Annotated in this window: 16 protein-coding genes; 6 read left to right on the forward strand and 10 right to left on the reverse strand. The window is 62.8% G+C overall.

What is annotated here, in order from left to right; genetic code table 11:
• Positions 1 to 231, forward strand: a 231-nt coding sequence (locus PCS43_RS27350; RefSeq protein ID WP_270923140.1) for an HNH endonuclease signature motif containing protein, incomplete at its 5' end; no start/stop codon positions are given.
• 49 nt (positions 232 to 280) lie between these two features.
• On the opposite strand, the gene PCS43_RS27355 is transcribed toward PCS43_RS27350, so the two are convergent.
• A complete protein-coding gene (locus tag PCS43_RS27355) occupies positions 281 to 1,282 on the reverse strand; it encodes a PHP domain-containing protein (RefSeq protein ID WP_003942580.1) in 1,002 nt (333 codons plus the stop codon).
• Positions 1,283 to 1,342: 60 nt separating this feature from the next.
• Between PCS43_RS27355 and PCS43_RS27360 the strand changes: the two genes are divergently transcribed.
• Entirely contained in the window at positions 1,343 to 1,753 is a 411-nt protein-coding gene (locus PCS43_RS27360; protein ID WP_030537452.1) for a TIGR03668 family PPOX class F420-dependent oxidoreductase, read from the forward strand.
• Positions 1,754 to 1,897: 144 nt separating this feature from the next.
• Positions 1,898 to 2,650: a cyclase family protein gene (locus tag PCS43_RS27365; protein ID WP_209911752.1), complete on the forward strand. Its 753-nt coding sequence runs from the start codon at positions 1,898 to 1,900 to the stop codon at positions 2,648 to 2,650.
• Here PCS43_RS27365 and PCS43_RS27370 read toward each other — a convergent pair.
• The 4 genes from PCS43_RS27370 to PCS43_RS27385 form a co-directional block, all read right to left on the reverse strand.
• On the reverse strand, positions 2,639 to 4,195 hold the full coding sequence (locus tag PCS43_RS27370) for a GGDEF domain-containing protein (protein ID WP_209910622.1): 1,557 nt from the start codon (positions 4,193 to 4,195) through the stop codon (positions 2,639 to 2,641). The genes PCS43_RS27365 and PCS43_RS27370 overlap by 12 nt on opposite strands.
• Before the next feature lie 136 nt (positions 4,196 to 4,331).
• On the reverse strand, positions 4,332 to 5,222 hold the full coding sequence (locus PCS43_RS27375) for a metal ABC transporter permease (protein WP_003942568.1): 891 nt from the start codon (positions 5,220 to 5,222) through the stop codon (positions 4,332 to 4,334).
• 3 nt (positions 5,223 to 5,225) lie between these two features.
• Positions 5,226 to 5,957 carry a metal ABC transporter ATP-binding protein gene (locus PCS43_RS27380; protein ID WP_003942501.1) on the reverse strand — a complete coding sequence of 244 codons (732 nt, stop codon included), beginning with the start codon at positions 5,955 to 5,957 and terminating at the stop codon, positions 5,226 to 5,228.
• Entirely contained in the window at positions 5,954 to 6,880 is a 927-nt protein-coding gene (locus PCS43_RS27385) for a metal ABC transporter substrate-binding protein (RefSeq protein WP_047272640.1), read from the reverse strand. Before PCS43_RS27385 ends, PCS43_RS27380 begins: the two co-directional genes overlap by 4 nt.
• A 77-nt stretch (positions 6,881 to 6,957) precedes the next feature.
• On the opposite strand from PCS43_RS27385, the gene PCS43_RS27390 reads away from it, so the two are divergent.
• From PCS43_RS27390 to PCS43_RS27400, 3 genes are all read left to right on the forward strand, one after another.
• A complete protein-coding gene (locus PCS43_RS27390) occupies positions 6,958 to 7,635 on the forward strand; it encodes an SDR family oxidoreductase (RefSeq protein WP_007729052.1) in 678 nt (225 codons plus the stop codon).
• A 138-nt stretch (positions 7,636 to 7,773) separates the two neighbouring features.
• Positions 7,774 to 8,682: a TIGR04222 domain-containing membrane protein gene (locus PCS43_RS27395; RefSeq protein ID WP_209910625.1), complete on the forward strand. Its 909-nt coding sequence runs from the start codon at positions 7,774 to 7,776 to the stop codon at positions 8,680 to 8,682.
• Entirely contained in the window at positions 8,679 to 9,584 is a 906-nt protein-coding gene (locus tag PCS43_RS27400; protein ID WP_209910628.1) for a TIGR04222 domain-containing membrane protein, read from the forward strand. Before PCS43_RS27395 ends, PCS43_RS27400 begins: the two co-directional genes overlap by 4 nt.
• Here PCS43_RS27400 and PCS43_RS27405 read toward each other — a convergent pair.
• Genes PCS43_RS27405 through pdhA form a run of 5 tightly spaced genes read right to left on the reverse strand, consistent with a single transcriptional unit; the run spans position 9,516 to position 15,392 of the window.
• On the reverse strand, positions 9,516 to 10,619 hold the full coding sequence (locus PCS43_RS27405) for a Glu/Leu/Phe/Val dehydrogenase family protein (RefSeq protein WP_209910631.1): 1,104 nt from the start codon (positions 10,617 to 10,619) through the stop codon (positions 9,516 to 9,518). The genes PCS43_RS27400 and PCS43_RS27405 overlap by 69 nt on opposite strands.
• A gap of 24 nt (positions 10,620 to 10,643) precedes the next feature.
• Entirely contained in the window at positions 10,644 to 12,038 is a 1,395-nt protein-coding gene (gene lpdA, locus PCS43_RS27410; protein ID WP_230793349.1) for a dihydrolipoyl dehydrogenase, read from the reverse strand.
• Positions 12,038 to 13,261, reverse strand: a complete 1,224-nt coding sequence (locus tag PCS43_RS27415) for a dihydrolipoamide acetyltransferase family protein (RefSeq protein ID WP_209910635.1) — start codon at positions 13,259 to 13,261, stop codon at positions 12,038 to 12,040. The genes lpdA and PCS43_RS27415 overlap by 1 nt, the downstream gene beginning before the upstream one ends.
• On the reverse strand, positions 13,258 to 14,262 hold the full coding sequence (locus PCS43_RS27420) for an alpha-ketoacid dehydrogenase subunit beta (RefSeq protein ID WP_209910639.1): 1,005 nt from the start codon (positions 14,260 to 14,262) through the stop codon (positions 13,258 to 13,260). The genes PCS43_RS27415 and PCS43_RS27420 overlap by 4 nt, the downstream gene beginning before the upstream one ends.
• Before the next feature lie 2 nt (positions 14,263 to 14,264).
• Complete coding sequence (gene pdhA, locus PCS43_RS27425) at positions 14,265 to 15,392, reverse strand: pyruvate dehydrogenase (acetyl-transferring) E1 component subunit alpha (RefSeq protein WP_007729066.1); 1,128 nt, start codon at positions 15,390 to 15,392, stop codon at positions 14,265 to 14,267.
• Positions 15,393 to 15,431: the final 39 nt, after the last annotated feature.

A 15,431-nucleotide genomic window follows, 5' to 3' on the forward strand; every position in this document is an offset into this window, starting at 1 on the left:
GTCCCCGCCTGGACCGACGCCCACCACATCAAACACTGGGCCAAAGGAGGACCAACCGTCATGGACAACCTGGTCCTACTCTGCCGAACCCACCACACCCTGATGCACCGAAAACCCGGATTCACCGGACAATGGGAAATCCGAATGGGCACCGATCACCTGCCCTGGTTCATCCCACCACCGGGCATCGACCCCGACCGGAAACCCCTCCGCTCCACCACACGACTCTGAACCCGGAGGTCACCGAGCAAACGCCTCGGTGACCCATTCCGGCGTGCTCTCAATTGCCTGCCCACTCCAAAAGATCTTCGGCGGTCCAAGTATTGATCACCCGATCCGCTTCGACGCCGCACTTTTCGGCCCGGTCACAGCCGTAGCCCTGCCAAGCCAACTGACCGGGGGCATGGGCGTCGGTATCGATGGAGAAAAGACAATCGAGATCGCGGGCCAACTCGATCAAACGCGAAGGCGGGTCACGACGCTCCGGTCGGGAATTGATCTCAACGGCTGTGCCTGATTCGCGGCAGGCCTCGAACACTTTCTCCGCGTCGAACTGCGACTCGGGCCGGGTTCCGCGAGCACCCTCGACAAGACGCCCGGTGCAGTGCCCGAGAATATCGACACGCGGATTTCGCACTGCAGCAAGCATTCTGCGGGTCATCGCCTCGCGTTCGGACCGCAGCTTGGAGTGGACGCTCGCCACCACGATGTCGAGTTCGTCGAGCAGATCGGGATCCTGGTCGAGTGAACCGTCCTCGAGGATGTCCACCTCGATTCCCGTGAGGATGCGGAAGGGAGCCAGTTCGGCATTCAACCCGGCTATCACGTCGAGTTGAGACCGTAGGCGCTCCGCGGACAGCCCGTTGGCAACTGTGAGGCGAGGCGAATGGTCGGTGAGGGCGCAGTAGTCATGGCCGAGTGCTGCTGCGCGTCGCATCATTTCTTCGATGGGGCTTCCACCATCGGACCAGTCGGAGTGGGTGTGGAGGTCGCCGCGCAGCGCTTGTCGCAATGGGCTGTCGCCGATGGGCTCAGCCTGCCCCCGCAGTTCCTCGAGATACTCGGGGATGCCGTCGTACGACTGAGCGATAATCGTGGCAGTCTTCGGCCCGATGCCGGTGAGGGCCTTCCAACTGTCGGCTTTCCGGCGAGACTCCTTCTGCTCGTCGGACAATCCTGAAAAGACCTCCGCAGCTCGGCGATAGGCCTTGACGCGGTGCGTTTCAGCGCGTGATCGTTCGAGCCAGTAGGCGATCTCCCGAAGCGCTTCATCCGGTTCCATGAGACCACTGTTCCGTCAGCAGCGGCTCGCGGCAACCCTTGATCCCCTTACGCTGTGAATATGGACGACCCGAGAGCACGATTTGAAGCCGCGCGGGTGGCTCACCTGGCAACGGCAGATGCGGCCGGCGTTCCGCACATCGTGCCGCTGGTATTCGTCTTGGTCGGCGGCACCGTCTATTCCTGTGTCGACCACAAACCGAAAACCACGACCGCTCTTCGCAGGCTCCGGAACATCACCGAGACGGGGCGCGCAAGCCTGCTGGTCGATCATTACGACGACGACTGGTCCGCGCTCTGGTGGGTCCGCGTCGACGGACATGCGGAGGTTCTCGACCCCGGCACCAAGGAGTCCGAGAGCGCGATCGATGCTTTGGCCGCAAAGTATCCGCAGTACGTCGATCACCGACCGCACGGACAGGTCATAGCTGTCCGCGATGTGGAGTGGTCGTCGTGGTCCGCAGCAGCCTAAGGTTCTGTCCTAGTGTTCAAGGAGCGAAAGTGATTGCAACACTCTCAATTCGGACAAATTGGTGGGGGATCGATGAAACGACGGCAGTTACTTCAGCGCGCAGCCACAGGTCTGGCGCTGGTAGCGGGACCTCAGGTGATCGACATGGGTAGCAGTTCCGAAAGCAGTCAAGACGCAACAAGCCCGTTGAACGAACAGTTGTCGGTTGTTTCGCTCTCACACGTGAACGACCCGGCGACGACACCGGTTTTTCCAGGCGACCCCGAGTTCACTCTCGACACAGCGGCCACCATCGCAGACGACGGCTACTACCTCCAGTACGTCAAGGAAGGTGAGCACACGGGCACGCATTGGGGCGCACCCGCACACTTCCAGGAAGGCGGCCTCACAGCCGACCAACTCGATCCGGCGGACCTCTTCCTCCCCGCAGTGAAGATCGACATCCGGGACAAGGCTGCCGCCGATTCGGACTATGCGCTCACGGTCGCGGACCTGCAGGAATGGGAAACGCGCAACGGCAAGATCCCCGATGGAGCGGCCGTAGTTCTCTGGACCGGATGGGAATCGCGCTGGGGTAGCGAAGAATATGCCAACTCCGATGCCGAGGGCGTCACCCACCAGCCCGGCTTCTCGGTGGACGCGGCGCGGTGGCTGATAGACACCGGCCGTTTGGGCACCCGCGGAGCATTGGGAACCGACACGTTCGGTCCCGACCTCGGAAACGACGAAACCTACCCCGTCTCGACAATCCTGTACGACAAGCATCGAATCAGCCTGGAGAACTTGAACAATCTTGCCGCCCTGCCAACCACCGGGGCTAGCATCCTTGTCGGTGGTGCGATCAACAAGGCCGGATCGGGTTCACCGGCAACGATTTTCGCACTACTACGGCGATAACCATTTGCGACGGTCGCCGTAGACAACGACCGCGCCCTTCCCACTTCTCTTCGCCTCGTACATCGCCGCATCGGCCTGGCGAAGAAGAGTGTGCGCGCTGAGCGGTTCGTCCCCGAACTCGAACTGCGCGGACTCGAAATGCGCGACACCAACGCTCGCACCCACCGACACCGATGTGTCTGCAGTCTGATCGGACCTGAGCGCGTCGACGATCCGGCGAGCCACGACGACGGCGTCGTCGATCGTGCCCTGCAGGAGCACTGTGAACTCGTCGCCACCGAATCGGGCGACAAACGCACCCTCGGGAACCGCTTCGCGCAGACGTGCTGTGAGAGCAACCAGTAACCGGTCGCCGGCCGGGTGCCCGTATCGATCGTTGATCTGTTTGAAGTCGTCCAGATCGACAAGCATCAGCACCCAATCGGAGTTCGTCTGGCGATAGTCGTCGATGGCGCTCGCAAAGTGTTCGTCGAACGCGGCCCGGTTTGCAAGCTCGGTGAGTGGGTCGTGATGTGCTCGGTACCTCAGCTCGTCCTGGGCAGCGGAGATCTGTTGAAGGAGCGCGTCGTTCTCGAGGAGCGTGAGTATTTGGCGCACCAGCGCGAGAACCAACACGCCGACGCCGAGTATCACGACCACGGCATCGAGGTTGCCGACGATCAGCGCCTGAACAGTCACGATCGTCGCGATCACCGCGATCAACAGATACGGCAGCAGCAACTGAGTCCGATCGCTTCGCCACTGCTGCGGCGCGTTGCGGTTCCGAGGCTCGGTTCGCTTCGTCAGCGCCGCCAAGGCGATCAACGGCGGCCCCGCGATGAACCCGGCATCGGCGATCGTCGGCATACTCTCGGCGCCGATCGCCACCAAGTACGCGTACAGGCTGTCCGAAAGGGAGAGCATCACCAACCCGCACCCGAGGAACGTCAGCGGTTCACGGATCTCTGCTACGGCCTTCGGTCCGATGACCATCAGCAAGACCATGGCGATCAGAACGAAGTCGGTGATCGGATACATCACCGCGACAAGAAACCCGAGAGATCCCGTCGGACCGGTATGAACGACGGCGCCCAGGGCCGTCGTCCACGTGAGGATGAACAATCCACCGACAACGACAAGACCGTCGAGCGTCAGCACGAGCCAGAGATGGATCGGACCGATCGCCTCACGCCGGGGCGACTGACGCACCAACGACAGAAGCGCCGGCACGGCGAACACCGGGAACATGAAGAAACCGATATCCGCGATCGACGGCGACGGAAGTGGAACGTGGAGAACCGAGCGGTAGAACGCCCAGAAGAACATCCCGAGAGTCCAGCCGGCCATACCCAGAGCCATCAGAGTTCGCCAACGACGCTCGACGCCGTGATAGCGCCGCGATGTCCACCAACAGACCGCAGTTGCGGTGGCTCCGCCGACGAGCTGGGCGACATCGTCCACCAGAACCGAAGTTCGTGGGCTGAGCAGCCCGGATCCGGCGAGAGCGATGACCGCGACAACGACGCCGAGAACCAGCCACGTGCGTCGCGCTCGGAACTGCGTCATCGAAGAACCCATCGGTGTTCAAGGCGTCACCACCGATCGTCTTGCAGCCGGCATCGTTGCGGCCGGAATGTTCGTGGTGACGAATGCCCGTACGAACCTACCCGATTTGGTAGCGGATTGTTAACTGGACGAACGATCAGGAAGGCTCGTACGCCGCGGCGCTGTACTCCGCTCGGGTCCTACGCCGCTGCGAAGTCCATTTCGCGATCACCCCTTGCGACGGGCTGAACAGGTACACCAGAGCGAACACGATGCCCTGCGTCATGACGACCATGCCACCGGAAGCCGTGTCGAGGTAGTAGCTGACGTAGATACCGGCAATCGCGCAGACTGCGGAAACGACGGGAGCTATCACCAGCATCCGCGAAAACTTGTCGGTGAGGAGGTAGGCCGTCGCGCCGGGGATGATCAGCATCGCCACCACCAGCACGACGCCGACGGCTTGCAACGCCACAACGGACGTGAGCGCGAGGACGCCGAGTAGCAGCGCACCCAGGCGCTTGGGCGAAAGACCTATCGCGTTCGCATGGATCGGGTCGAAGGCGAACAACGTCAGATCACGACGCTTGATCAACAGAATGCTCAACGCCAACGCGCCGAGTATCGCGACCTGCAGAAGATCAGACGAGCTCACCCCCAGCAGGTTGCCGAAAATGATGTGGTTGAGATCGGTCTGGCTGGGGGTCACCGAGATGAGAACCAAACCGAACGCAAAGAGAGTCGTGAAGACGATACCGATCGCGGCGTCTTCCTTGACGCGGCTGGTGTTACGGATCAGTCCGATCAGGGCTACAGCGATCAACCCGAAGATCAAGGCCCCGATAGCAAATGGAGCGCCGACGACGTAAGCGAGGACAACACCCGGCAGCACGGCGTGCGAGACGGCGTCGCCCATCAACGACCACCCGATGAGCACCAACCAACAACTGAGCACCGCGCAGACAACCGCTGCCACAACCGCAACGGCCAACGCGCGCACCATGAATCCGTACTGGAGAGGATCAAGTAGCAGTTCTACGAGGTTCATCGATCAGGTCCTGTCCATCACGTCGAGACCGAAAGCCAGGGCGAGGTTTTCCGGTTGCAGCACGGTGTCCGGGTCGGAATGCACCAGGACCTTGCGCATGAGCAGTACCGCCTCGTCGCAGAGTTTCGGCACAGCGTGGAGATCGTGGGTCGAGACCAAGATCGACCGGCCGTCGGAAGCCAACTCTCGTAGCAGCGTAGAAATCGTTGCCTCGGAACGCTTGTCGACGCCCGCAAACGGCTCGTCCAGCAACAGTATCGACGCGTCCTGAGCGATGCCGCGTGCGACGAACGCGCGCTTCTTCTGACCACCCGAGAGCTGACCGATCTGACGATCCGCAAATTCGGTGAGTTCCACCCGCTCGAGGGCCTCTGCCACCGCCTCGCGATCTGCACGCCGCGGACGTCGCAAGAATCCGAGGTGGCCGTACCTGCCCATCATCACGACGTCACGGACGCTGATCGGGAAGGTCCAGTCGACGTCTTCACTCTGCGGCACGTATCCGACGCGGCCGCTCTTGCGCGCAGTGGCTGCGTCGAGACCGGCGATTCTGACAGAACCGTTGTCCGGCTTGATCATCCCCATGATCACTTTGAACAGAGTCGACTTTCCTGAACCGTTCATGCCGATCAGTCCGCAGACGCTACCCGAGTTCAACGTCAGATCGACGTGGTCCAGTGCGTGGACCTCGCCGTAGTGAACGCTGACGTTTTCGACGCGAATGGCTTCGTTCATGATTTACCGCCGGTCAGACCGCCGAGGATGACGTCGGTGTCGTGGCGAATCATGTCCAGGTAGGTGGGCACGGGACCGTCGGCTTCGGACAGCGAATCGACGTACAGCGTTCCGCCGAACTTCGCGCCGGTCGCCCCGACAACCTGCTGCATGGGGGCATCCGAGACCGTCGACTCGCAGAAGACGGCGGGAACGGAATTGGCTCGGACGAAGTCGATCGCGGCGATGATCTGCTGCGGCGTCGCCTGCTGCTCGGCATTGACCGGCCAGATGTACGCCTCGCTGAGTCCCGCGTCCCTGGCCAGATAGGAGAACGCACCCTCGCAACTGACAAGTGCGCGCTGACCTGCGGGCAATGCCGCCAGGCCACTGACCAGGCCGTCCTGCACTGCTTGCAGTTCCGCCTTGTACTTCGCGCCGTTCTCCGCAAATGCCGAGGCGTTGTCCGGGTCGAGGTCGCTGAAAGCAGTCACCATGTTGTCGACGTAGATCTGCGTATTCAACGGAGACATCCATGCATGCGGATTGGGCTTGCCCGCATACGCGTCGCCGGCGATCGGAATGCCTTCGACGCCGTCGCTGACCACGACGTGTGGCACGTCCAGTCCGTTGACGAATTTCGCGAACCACGCCTCGAGGTTCATGCCGTTGTCGAGGATCAGATCGGCTTCGCTCGCCCGCCGAATGTCTCCGGGCGTCGGCTCGTAGCCGTGAATTTCGGCCCCCGCCTTGGTGATCGACTCGACGCGAAGATGATCGCCGGCAACGTTCTGGGCGATGTCCGACAGCACGGTGAACGTGGTGAGCACCACCGGGCGGTCGTCGTCGGAGCCAGAACTCACCGCAGAACAGCTGGACAGAAGCAGGGCGGCGAGGGCGGCAATTCCCAGGCGGCGGAAGTTCTTCGCGTCGCGTGTCGTCATGGTCGAACTCTAATATGTGGGTAAGCAAATACACAAGTTCGTCTAGCCGAACAATCCTCACTCGATAGGCTCGCACCATGCGTCCTACTGCCTTGATCACCGGTTCCAGTCGCGGCCTCGGAGCTGCCATCGCACGCGAACTGGCGCCGACACACGACCTGCTGCTCGGTGCACGATCCGCACAGGCCCTCGAGCCGATCTGCGCCGAACTGCCCGGATCGACGCCCCTACCCCTCGACCTCACGGACTACGACGCCGTCGCCGCCGCCGCCTCGTCCATCACGACGCTCGACGTGCTGGTACACAACGCCGGCGTGGCCGACATCGGAACCATCGAGGAATCCTCGGTCGATCAGTGGCGACGCACCCTCGAGGCAAACGTCATCGCCGTCGCCGAACTCACGCGGGTTCTCCTGCCCGCGCTTCGTGCGGCTGGAGGTCACGTCGTGCTGATCAATTCGGGTGCCGGACTGCGCGCCAACGCCGGTTGGGGCTCGTATGCGGCCAGCAAGTTCGCCCTGCGCGCTTTCGGAGATGCGTTGCGCCTGGAAGAGCCGGCACTGCGGGTCACCTCCATTCACCCCGGACGGATCGACACCGACATGCAGCGCGACATCGTCGCGGGTGAGGGCGACGAGTACGACCCGGAGCGCTTCCTGAAAGCCTCCACTGTGGCGCGTGCCGTACTCACTGCCGTCGAAACACCGTCCGACGCACACCCCACGGAGATCGTGCTTCGACCTACCGGCCGGTAAATCCCCAGTTCGGCGGTAACGGAATGGTGACGATGGCCATCCGGATATCGCTTTTCCGGGCACTGGCCCGATACTGACATCAGTTGTCGGACAAAGAGACTGGACTAGTCTCAGGAGTTCATCGAGAGGTGGTGTGCGATGCATGATCATACGGATACATGGGGGATCCCCAGCCAGACTTTCCTTCAGTGGTACCTGGTGGCGGCTGCCGTCGCGATCGGACTCTCGCTGTACAGCCGAATGACTGCGCGCCGGTCACCGGTGGTCGTCGACGCTGTCCGTCGGCCGCTCACTCCTCCCGAGATCGGTGCCTTGACCAGTGACTACCAAGCGGTGCTGGCGTCGATGGCTATTCTGCGCAGCGCCGAGCTGATCAGCACCGAAGGCAAGACCAAGCTGCCACTCACTGCGGAGGACAAGAATCGTCTCGACTGGTTCACCCGTACGGTGCACAAGCGGCTCGGCAACGGAAAGGTCCCGCTGCGGCAGGTGCGTCTGATGGGACGGCTGAACGTCGCACTCGCACAACTACGTACGACGTTGATCGACGAGGGATATTTGCAACGCCAGCAGGACGGTCTGACCGCTGCCCTTCGGACCGTTCCGATCGTGGCGGTCATTGCTCTCGGCGTAGTCCGTCTCGTCGCCGGAATCGCCGGCGGTAAGCCGGTCGGGTTCCTGCTCCTCACCATCATCGTTCTCGCTCTGATGATTCCACTTCTTCGCATCAAGCGTCGTCGGACAGCTTTGGGAGACAGCGAGCTTCGACGCCTCAAGCACGAAAACTCGTACCTCTCACCGAAACTGCGGCCCGCGTACACGAGCTACGGTCCCTCGCTCGCCGGGCTGTCGGCGGCGCTCTTCGGTGCGGGCGCTCTGGTTCTGATCGATCCGGCGCTGGCGGGAGCGGTAGCTGCGGGCGCCGCGTACAGCCCGGCTGGCGGAAGTTCGAGCTACTACAGTTGTGGCTCCTCATCCGGATCATCCGGCTCGGACGGCGGTGGCGGCAGTGGGAGCAGTTGCGGCGGCGGGGGGTGTGGGGGATGAGCTCGCATGCAGCCGACACCTGGGGGATCCCCAGCGAGGATTTCCTCTACGGCTACATAGCCGTTTCGGCCACGCTCATGGTTCTCACTCTGGGGTGGCGTCTGATGATCCGGGCACGCCGGCACGGGTACTCAACCGAGCACGGGTATTCCGCCGAGCAACTGACGCCTCCGGAAGTCGGAATGCTCACCGGCGAGTCACGCGCCATCGCAGCATCATTGGCAATCCTGCGTAGCGCTGACCTGATCACCACCGACGGCGCTGTCCTGCGCCCGTTGGGCCCTGGCGACGAGACCCTGGACTGGTACACCCTCACCGTGTACCAGCGCCTGGCCCAGCAGGCTCTACCCCATCGTCGGCGCCAACTCGCCGAGCGTATGACGGTGGAAACAGCTCGCCTACGAAACTCTTTGGCGGACCGGGGATACCTGACCTCCGACAGCACCAGGCGTTCAATCTTTCTCTCCACAGTTCCGCTGAAGATCCTGGTGGCCGTGGGTATCGTCCGCATTGCTTTCGGACTGCACAACGACAAGCCCGTCGAGTTTCTGATTCTCGCCGTACTCGTCACCGGGTTCAGCATCCCGCTGCTCGGGCTCAACTTCGATCGAACCACCTCTGGCAAGGCGGCACGTTCGGAACTGACCACGGCACACGCCTACCTGTCCCCGCGCAACAAGCCTGCCTTCTCCGCCTACGGACCGCGTTTGGCGGGAATGTCCGCTGCTCTCTTCGCCGGTTCGGCGATGCTGATGATCAATCCCGCCTTGGCCTCCGCCGCCGGAATCGGTGCCGACGGCAGCGGAAGTAGCGGGGGTTCGGACGGTGGCGGTTCAGACGGGGGAGGCGGCAGCTGCAGCGGGGGTGGCGGATGTGGCGGCGGCGGTGGATGCGGGGGATAGCCGCGCCCGGGCGAGCATAAGCGCTGCGGCCTCGGTAGTGATGCCACGTTCCTCGCTCAACGAGTACACCTCGTCCAAGGTTCGACCGATCCCGCGGGTTCGTTCGACGACGTCGTCTTCGTTCCACCCCAAGACTTCTCGCCCCACGAGGTGAAAGGCTCCGCCTGCGTTCGCGACGAAATCAGGGGCACAGAGAACCCCGCGGTCTCGCAGAACCTCACCGGCAGCGGCATCGGTCAAGATGTTGTTTGCTGCGCCCGCCACGGCCAGAGTCGGAATCGACGCAGCCGCAGCGGAATCAATGATGCCTCCCATCGCGCAGGGGGCAAAGAGGTCACACGGTGTTCGGAGGACCTCGCCGGCAGGAACGACCGTGTGCCCCGCGAGAGAAGCCGCCTTGAGGCGCTGCGGGTCCGTATCGGCAACCAGCAGACGTGCGCCAGCCTGCGCTGCGAGACGGACGACGTCGCCGCCGACGGCGCCGAGCCCCTGTACCAGTACCGTTCGGCCGTCGAGTGTTCCGAGTCCTCGGCGACGCGCCGTGGCCTTCATCGCTTCGAACACACCCAGAGCGGTGGCGTGCGCGCTGGAACCGGCGCCACCGTTGCCGACCGAACGCCCGAAGACGTATTTGGTGGTGCGGCTGAGCTGATCCATGTCGGAAGAGTTGGTGTTGACGTCAGGACCAGTCCAGTAGTTTCCTTCGAGCTTGTCGATGTTCTCGGCGTGGATGCCGAGGATACGAGACCAGGTTGCGGCGTCGATCTGATTGCGCGGTGCTGGCAGTGCGATCACCGACTTCCCGCCACCCATCGGCAGGTCGGAGACAGCCATCTTCAAAGTCATTGCACCGGCGAGCTTCCCGGCGTCCGCCAGAGCGTGGCCGATCGAGGGATAGTGAGCGGCCCGCGTGCCACCCGACGCCGGTCCCAGACGGGTGGAGTCGATTCGAATCACGAAAGTCGTGCCGGTCTCCCGATCATGGCGTGTGACGGTCAGTTCACCGTCCCAGCGCAGTTCGTCGTCGATACTCATTGAATCTCCTTTTCTGTCTCCGGGTCAGTTGTGGGCGTGCAGTGGTGTTCCCGCGAGTGCGAGCATGGCCTCGCCCAACGCTTCGTTCTGACTGGGGTGCGCGTGGATGAAACGCCCCACTTCATCGGGAAGTGCTTCCCAGGCAACGGCCAACTGCGCCTCACCGATCAGTTCGCCGACGCGGTCTCCCACCAGGTGAACTCCGACAACAGGGCCTTTCGTTCCGCTTCGAATCACTTTGATTCCGCCGGTAGTTCGCAGGATCTGACTCTTGCCGTTACCTGCCAGGTCGTAGATGACGGTGGAGACGTCGGCGTACTGCGTGCGCGCCGCCTCTTCGTCGAGTCCGATCGATGCAACTTCGGGATGTGAGTACGTCACGCGAGGAATCAGGTGTTCGGCGACCGGTATCGGATCCTTGCCGGCAATCTGTTCGGCCACAAAGATTCCTTGTTGGAAACCTCGGTGCGCCAACGCAAGACCGGGCACGATGTCGCCGACCGCGTACACACCGTCCACGGACGTACGGAGGCGTTCGTCGGTGACGACAAATCCCTTGTCGAGGCTGATTCCGTTTTCTTCGAAACCGTCACCGTCCGTGCGAGGTCCGCGGCCGACGGCGACCAACAGTAGGTCGGTGTCGAGTTTCGTTCCGTCGCTTAGTTCGATGCGGACGGAATCGGCTGCTTCTTTCGCGGAATCGACCTTTGTGTCTGTCTTACAGACGATTCCACGTTTCCGGTATGCCCGCTCCAGCTGCTTCGACGACCACGGATCCTCGGCGGCGATCAGTCGGGGGAGTGCCTCGACGATCGTTACTTCGGCGCCGAACGAGCGCCAGAGGCTTGCGAACTCGACGCCGATGACACCGCCACCGAGTACCGTTGCGCTGGTGGGCACCCGGTCGAGTTCGAGTGCCTGGTCGCTGGTGACGATCCGTCGGCCGAGTTCGATGCCGGGGAGTTCCCGCGGATACGAGCCGGTGGCCAGAACGAGTGATGTTCCGGTGTAGCGGGTTCCGTCGACGTCGATGCTTCGCCCACCGACATACGTCCCGTATCCGTTGACGATGGTGATCTTGTGTTGCGCCAACAAGCCTTGCAGACCGCTGTACAGCCGCTCGACTGTCCCGTTCTTGTAGTCGTGCACCTGCGCGACGTCGATGCCGGCAAAAGATGCCCGGACACCGAATTGCTCACTGGTGCGTGCCGAATCGGCCACCTCGGCGGAATGCAGCAGTGCCTTGGTCGGGATGCATCCGCGGTGCAGGCACGTTCCGCCGACCTTGTCCGCTTCGATCAGCGTGACCGACAATCCGAGTTGGGCGGCGCGGATGGCGCAGGCATAGCCGCCCGATCCTCCACCGAGGATCACGACGTCGCTGTGGGGTTCTGCAGTTGTCATCGGAGCCTTGGTCATCAGAGCCTTCCCAGGACGCGGATCGGGTTCTCGATGTAGTCACCGAACAGCCTGAGGAATCCGCCGGCTTCGCCTCCGTCACAGACGCGGTGGTCGAAGCTCAACGAGATCTGAGTGACCTTACGAACGGTTAACTCGCCGTTCACGACCCACGGCTTGTCGATGATGCGTCCGATCCCCAGAATTGCCGCCTCGGGGTGATTGATGATCGGAGTCGATCCGTCGACCCCGAATACCCCGTAGTTGTTGAGCGTGAACGTGCCGCCGGTCAGGCGGGCGGGTTCGAGCTTGCCGTCGCGGGCAAGGTCGGTGGTCACCCGAAGTGCCTGTGCGAGTTCGGCAGTGCTAAGCGAATCGGCATTACGAATGACCGGTACCATCAATCCTTTCGGTGTCTGCGCGGCGATCCCCAGGTGGGTGCGGGCGTGTCGAACGATCTCGCCTCGAGCAGTATCGACCGACGAGTTCAGTTCGGGGTACTGCGCCAACGCCGCGATGGTCAGCCGAGCCAGGAGCGCCATCAGGCTGATCTTGTCGGAATCGGGCAGTGACTTGTTGATCTCGGCTCGCGCCGCCAACAGTTCGGTGGCGTCGACGTCGACCCAGGTTGTCGCGTCAGGGATCTCGCGGCGGCTGGTGGACAGCTTGTCGGCAACTACCTTGCGTAGCCCCTTGATCGGAATTCTTTGGTCGGTCGCGTGTGACCTTTCCGTTTCCGGGCCGAAGTTTGCCCCGGCCTCGACGTCGGCGCGCGTGATGACTCCCCCAGCGCCCGATCCGGAAATCGTGGCTAGGTCGATACTGTTGTCAGAGGCCAGTTTACGAACAATCGGCGAGATCACACGTACCGACGGAGCCGCTCTGCGACGGCGTCTCGGTGCATCCTCGCTGGTGCCGTAGCCGATCAGGACGTTGCCCGAACCGGCGCGTTCCTCTTCGCGGTAGCGCTCGTGGTTGGCCGAAACGACCGCGTCGACACTCTCGCCACCACTCACAGTGATCAGCGGTGTGCCCACCTTCAGGGTGTCTCCGTCTTTGCCGTGTAGTTCGATCACGGTCCCGGCGAACGGGATGGGCACATCCACAGCAGCTTTCGCAGTTTCCACCTCGACGACGATCTGATCGATGATGACCACGTCGCCTACCTTGACGTGCCACTCCGCGATGTCGGCCTCCGCCAGTCCTTCGCCGAGGTCGGGGAGCATGAAAACCTGATTGCTCATGCCGTCACCGCCCAACGGGTGTCCGGGGCGTCGTTCCACTGCAGACGGTCGACGGCGTCCAGGACCCGGTCGATGCTGGGCAGGTGGTGACGCTCGAGCTTGGGAGCGGGGTAGGGGATGTCGAAGCCGTTGACCCGGAGCACCGGGGCATGGAGATGGTGGAAACACCGTTCCTGCACGCGGGCAGCAATTTCTGCACCCACACCGGCAAAACCCTGCGCTTCCTGGATGACGATGCAGCGTCCGGTCTTTCGCACCGATGCGGTGACCGTCTCGTCGTCGAACGGCACTATCGAGCGGATGTCGATCACCTCGATGTCCCGGCCCTCGGCTGCAGCGGCCTCGGCGGACCCCAGTGCAACATCCACGGACGGACCGTAGGCGATGAGCGTCGCGTCACGACCGGGGCGACGGACGACGGCGCGACCGATCGGCTCACGTGCGGTCAGTTCGACATCTGCTCGCGCGAAGTACAGCTTCTTGGGCTCGAGGAAGATCACGGGGTCGGGGTCCTCGATTGCCGAACGTAGCAGCGAGTACGCATCTTCCACCGTGGACGGCGCCACAACCTTCAGTCCGGGTGTGTGCGCGTAGTAGCCCTCACTGGAATCACAGTGATGCTCCACCCCGCCGATACCGCCGGCAAAAGGAACACGAATGGCTATCGGAATCGACAGCGCGCCCTTGGTGCGGTTGCGGATCTTCGCCACATGGGAGGCGATCTGCTCGAACGCCGGATAGGCAAACGCGTCGAACTGCATTTCCACGACCGGACGAAAACCGGCCATGGCCATGCCGATTGCGAATCCGATGATGCCGGACTCGGCGAGGGGAGTGTCGAAGCATCGGTCGTCGCCGAAGTCGCGGGTGAGGCCGTCGGTGACGCGGAAAACGCCGCCCAGGGTGCCGACGTCCTCACCGAAGACGACAACGTTGTCGTCCGCAGCCAGAGAGTCGCGTAGCGCGGTGTTGAGGGCCTGAGCCATCGTGAGCATGGGCATGGTCAGTGTCCCCCTGTGTCAGCGGCTTCGGCAGCAAGTTCGGTTTCGAGTTGGGCTTGTTGCTCACGCAATTGCGGTGTCTGCTCGGCGAAGACGTACCGGAACAGATCGAGCGGATCGTGCGGGCGGTCGACGTTCATGCCGGCGCGTAGTGTGGCGGCCTCTGCTTCTGCCTCTGCGGTCAGTGATTCCACGAACGCGTCGTCGATCAGATCGTGTGCGCGCAGATACTTTTCGAGACGCGGCAACGGATCTCGCCCGAGCCAGGCTTCCACCTCGGCGCTGTCGCGGTAGCGGGTGGCGTCGTCGGCATTGGTATGTGCGTCGATGCGATAAGTGTGTGCCTCGACGATCACCGGTCCGTTTCCGCTGCGAACGAAGCGCGCTGCCTCGTCCATGACGGCCATCATCGCGACGGGATCGTTGCCGTCTACCTGCTCGCTGCCGATCCCGTAGCCGACGCCCTTGTGCGCCAACGTCGGTGCTGCGCTTTGGCGCGACAGTGGCACGCTGATCGCAAATCCGTTGTTCTGCACCAGAAAGATCACCGGCGCTTTGAAGACGGCGGCGAAGTTCAGCGCCTCGTGGAAATCGCCCTCACTGGTGGCGCCGTCACCACAGAGCGCCAAGGCGACGGTGTTCAAGCCCCGTCGAGACTCCCCGTAGGCCACCCCCGCTGCATGCAGCAATTGCGTTGCCAGCGGGGTGCACTGCGGCGCACTGCGCAGTGCGACCGGGTCGTATCCGCAGTGCCAGTCGCCGGCGAGCATGCTCAGAATCTGCACCGGATCGACACCCCTGGCGGCCAACGCCATCGAATCCCGGTAGGTGGGGAAGAGCCAGTCACTCGGCTCCAGACTCATCGCTGCCGCGATCTGACATGCCTCCTGCCCTCGCGAGGACGGATACACGGCCAGGCGCCCCTGTTTGGTCAGTGCCGTAGCCTGCTGGTCGAAACGCCTGCCCAGGAACATCTTTCGATACATCGCGATCAGGCGATCGTCGCTCGGTTTTGCGTAGCGGGCCTCGCTGCGCGTCAGTTCTCCGGCAGGGTCGAGGTACTGCACCGCAGAATCGGCCGGCAGGAACTTCTGATACCGCAGTTCCCCCAAGGGCTCGACAAGTGTCACTTCTACCTCCAGAAGACGTTGTGTCCATCAGTATTCGCA

Source organism: Rhodococcus sp. C-2 (genome assembly GCF_027854095.1).
Taxonomy (GTDB): domain Bacteria; phylum Actinomycetota; class Actinomycetes; order Mycobacteriales; family Mycobacteriaceae; genus Rhodococcus_F; species Rhodococcus_F qingshengii.

What these genes read in the sequence shown, in the direction of transcription:
- PCS43_RS27355 (WP_003942580.1), bottom strand. Translation starts at nt 1,282, where the DNA reads ATGGAACCGGATGAAGCGCTTCGGGAGATCGCCTACTGGCTCGAACGA.
- PCS43_RS27360 (WP_030537452.1), top strand. Translation starts at nt 1,343, where the DNA reads ATGGACGACCCGAGAGCACGATTTGAAGCCGCGCGGGTGGCTCACCTG.
- PCS43_RS27365 (WP_209911752.1), top strand. Translation starts at nt 1,898, where the DNA reads ATGGGTAGCAGTTCCGAAAGCAGTCAAGACGCAACAAGCCCGTTGAAC.
- PCS43_RS27370 (WP_209910622.1), bottom strand. Translation starts at nt 4,195, where the DNA reads ATGACGCAGTTCCGAGCGCGACGCACGTGGCTGGTTCTCGGCGTCGTT.
- PCS43_RS27375 (WP_003942568.1), bottom strand. Translation starts at nt 5,222, where the DNA reads ATGAACCTCGTAGAACTGCTACTTGATCCTCTCCAGTACGGATTCATG.
- PCS43_RS27380 (WP_003942501.1), bottom strand. Translation starts at nt 5,957, where the DNA reads ATGAACGAAGCCATTCGCGTCGAAAACGTCAGCGTTCACTACGGCGAG.
- PCS43_RS27385 (WP_047272640.1), bottom strand. Translation starts at nt 6,880, where the DNA reads ATGACGACACGCGACGCGAAGAACTTCCGCCGCCTGGGAATTGCCGCC.
- PCS43_RS27390 (WP_007729052.1), top strand. Translation starts at nt 6,958, where the DNA reads ATGCGTCCTACTGCCTTGATCACCGGTTCCAGTCGCGGCCTCGGAGCT.
- PCS43_RS27395 (WP_209910625.1), top strand. Translation starts at nt 7,774, where the DNA reads ATGCATGATCATACGGATACATGGGGGATCCCCAGCCAGACTTTCCTT.
- PCS43_RS27400 (WP_209910628.1), top strand. Translation starts at nt 8,679, where the DNA reads ATGAGCTCGCATGCAGCCGACACCTGGGGGATCCCCAGCGAGGATTTC.
- PCS43_RS27405 (WP_209910631.1), bottom strand. Translation starts at nt 10,619, where the DNA reads ATGAGTATCGACGACGAACTGCGCTGGGACGGTGAACTGACCGTCACA.
- lpdA (WP_230793349.1), bottom strand. Translation starts at nt 12,038, where the DNA reads ATGACCAAGGCTCCGATGACAACTGCAGAACCCCACAGCGACGTCGTG.
- PCS43_RS27415 (WP_209910635.1), bottom strand. Translation starts at nt 13,261, where the DNA reads ATGAGCAATCAGGTTTTCATGCTCCCCGACCTCGGCGAAGGACTGGCG.
- PCS43_RS27420 (WP_209910639.1), bottom strand. Translation starts at nt 14,262, where the DNA reads ATGCCCATGCTCACGATGGCTCAGGCCCTCAACACCGCGCTACGCGAC.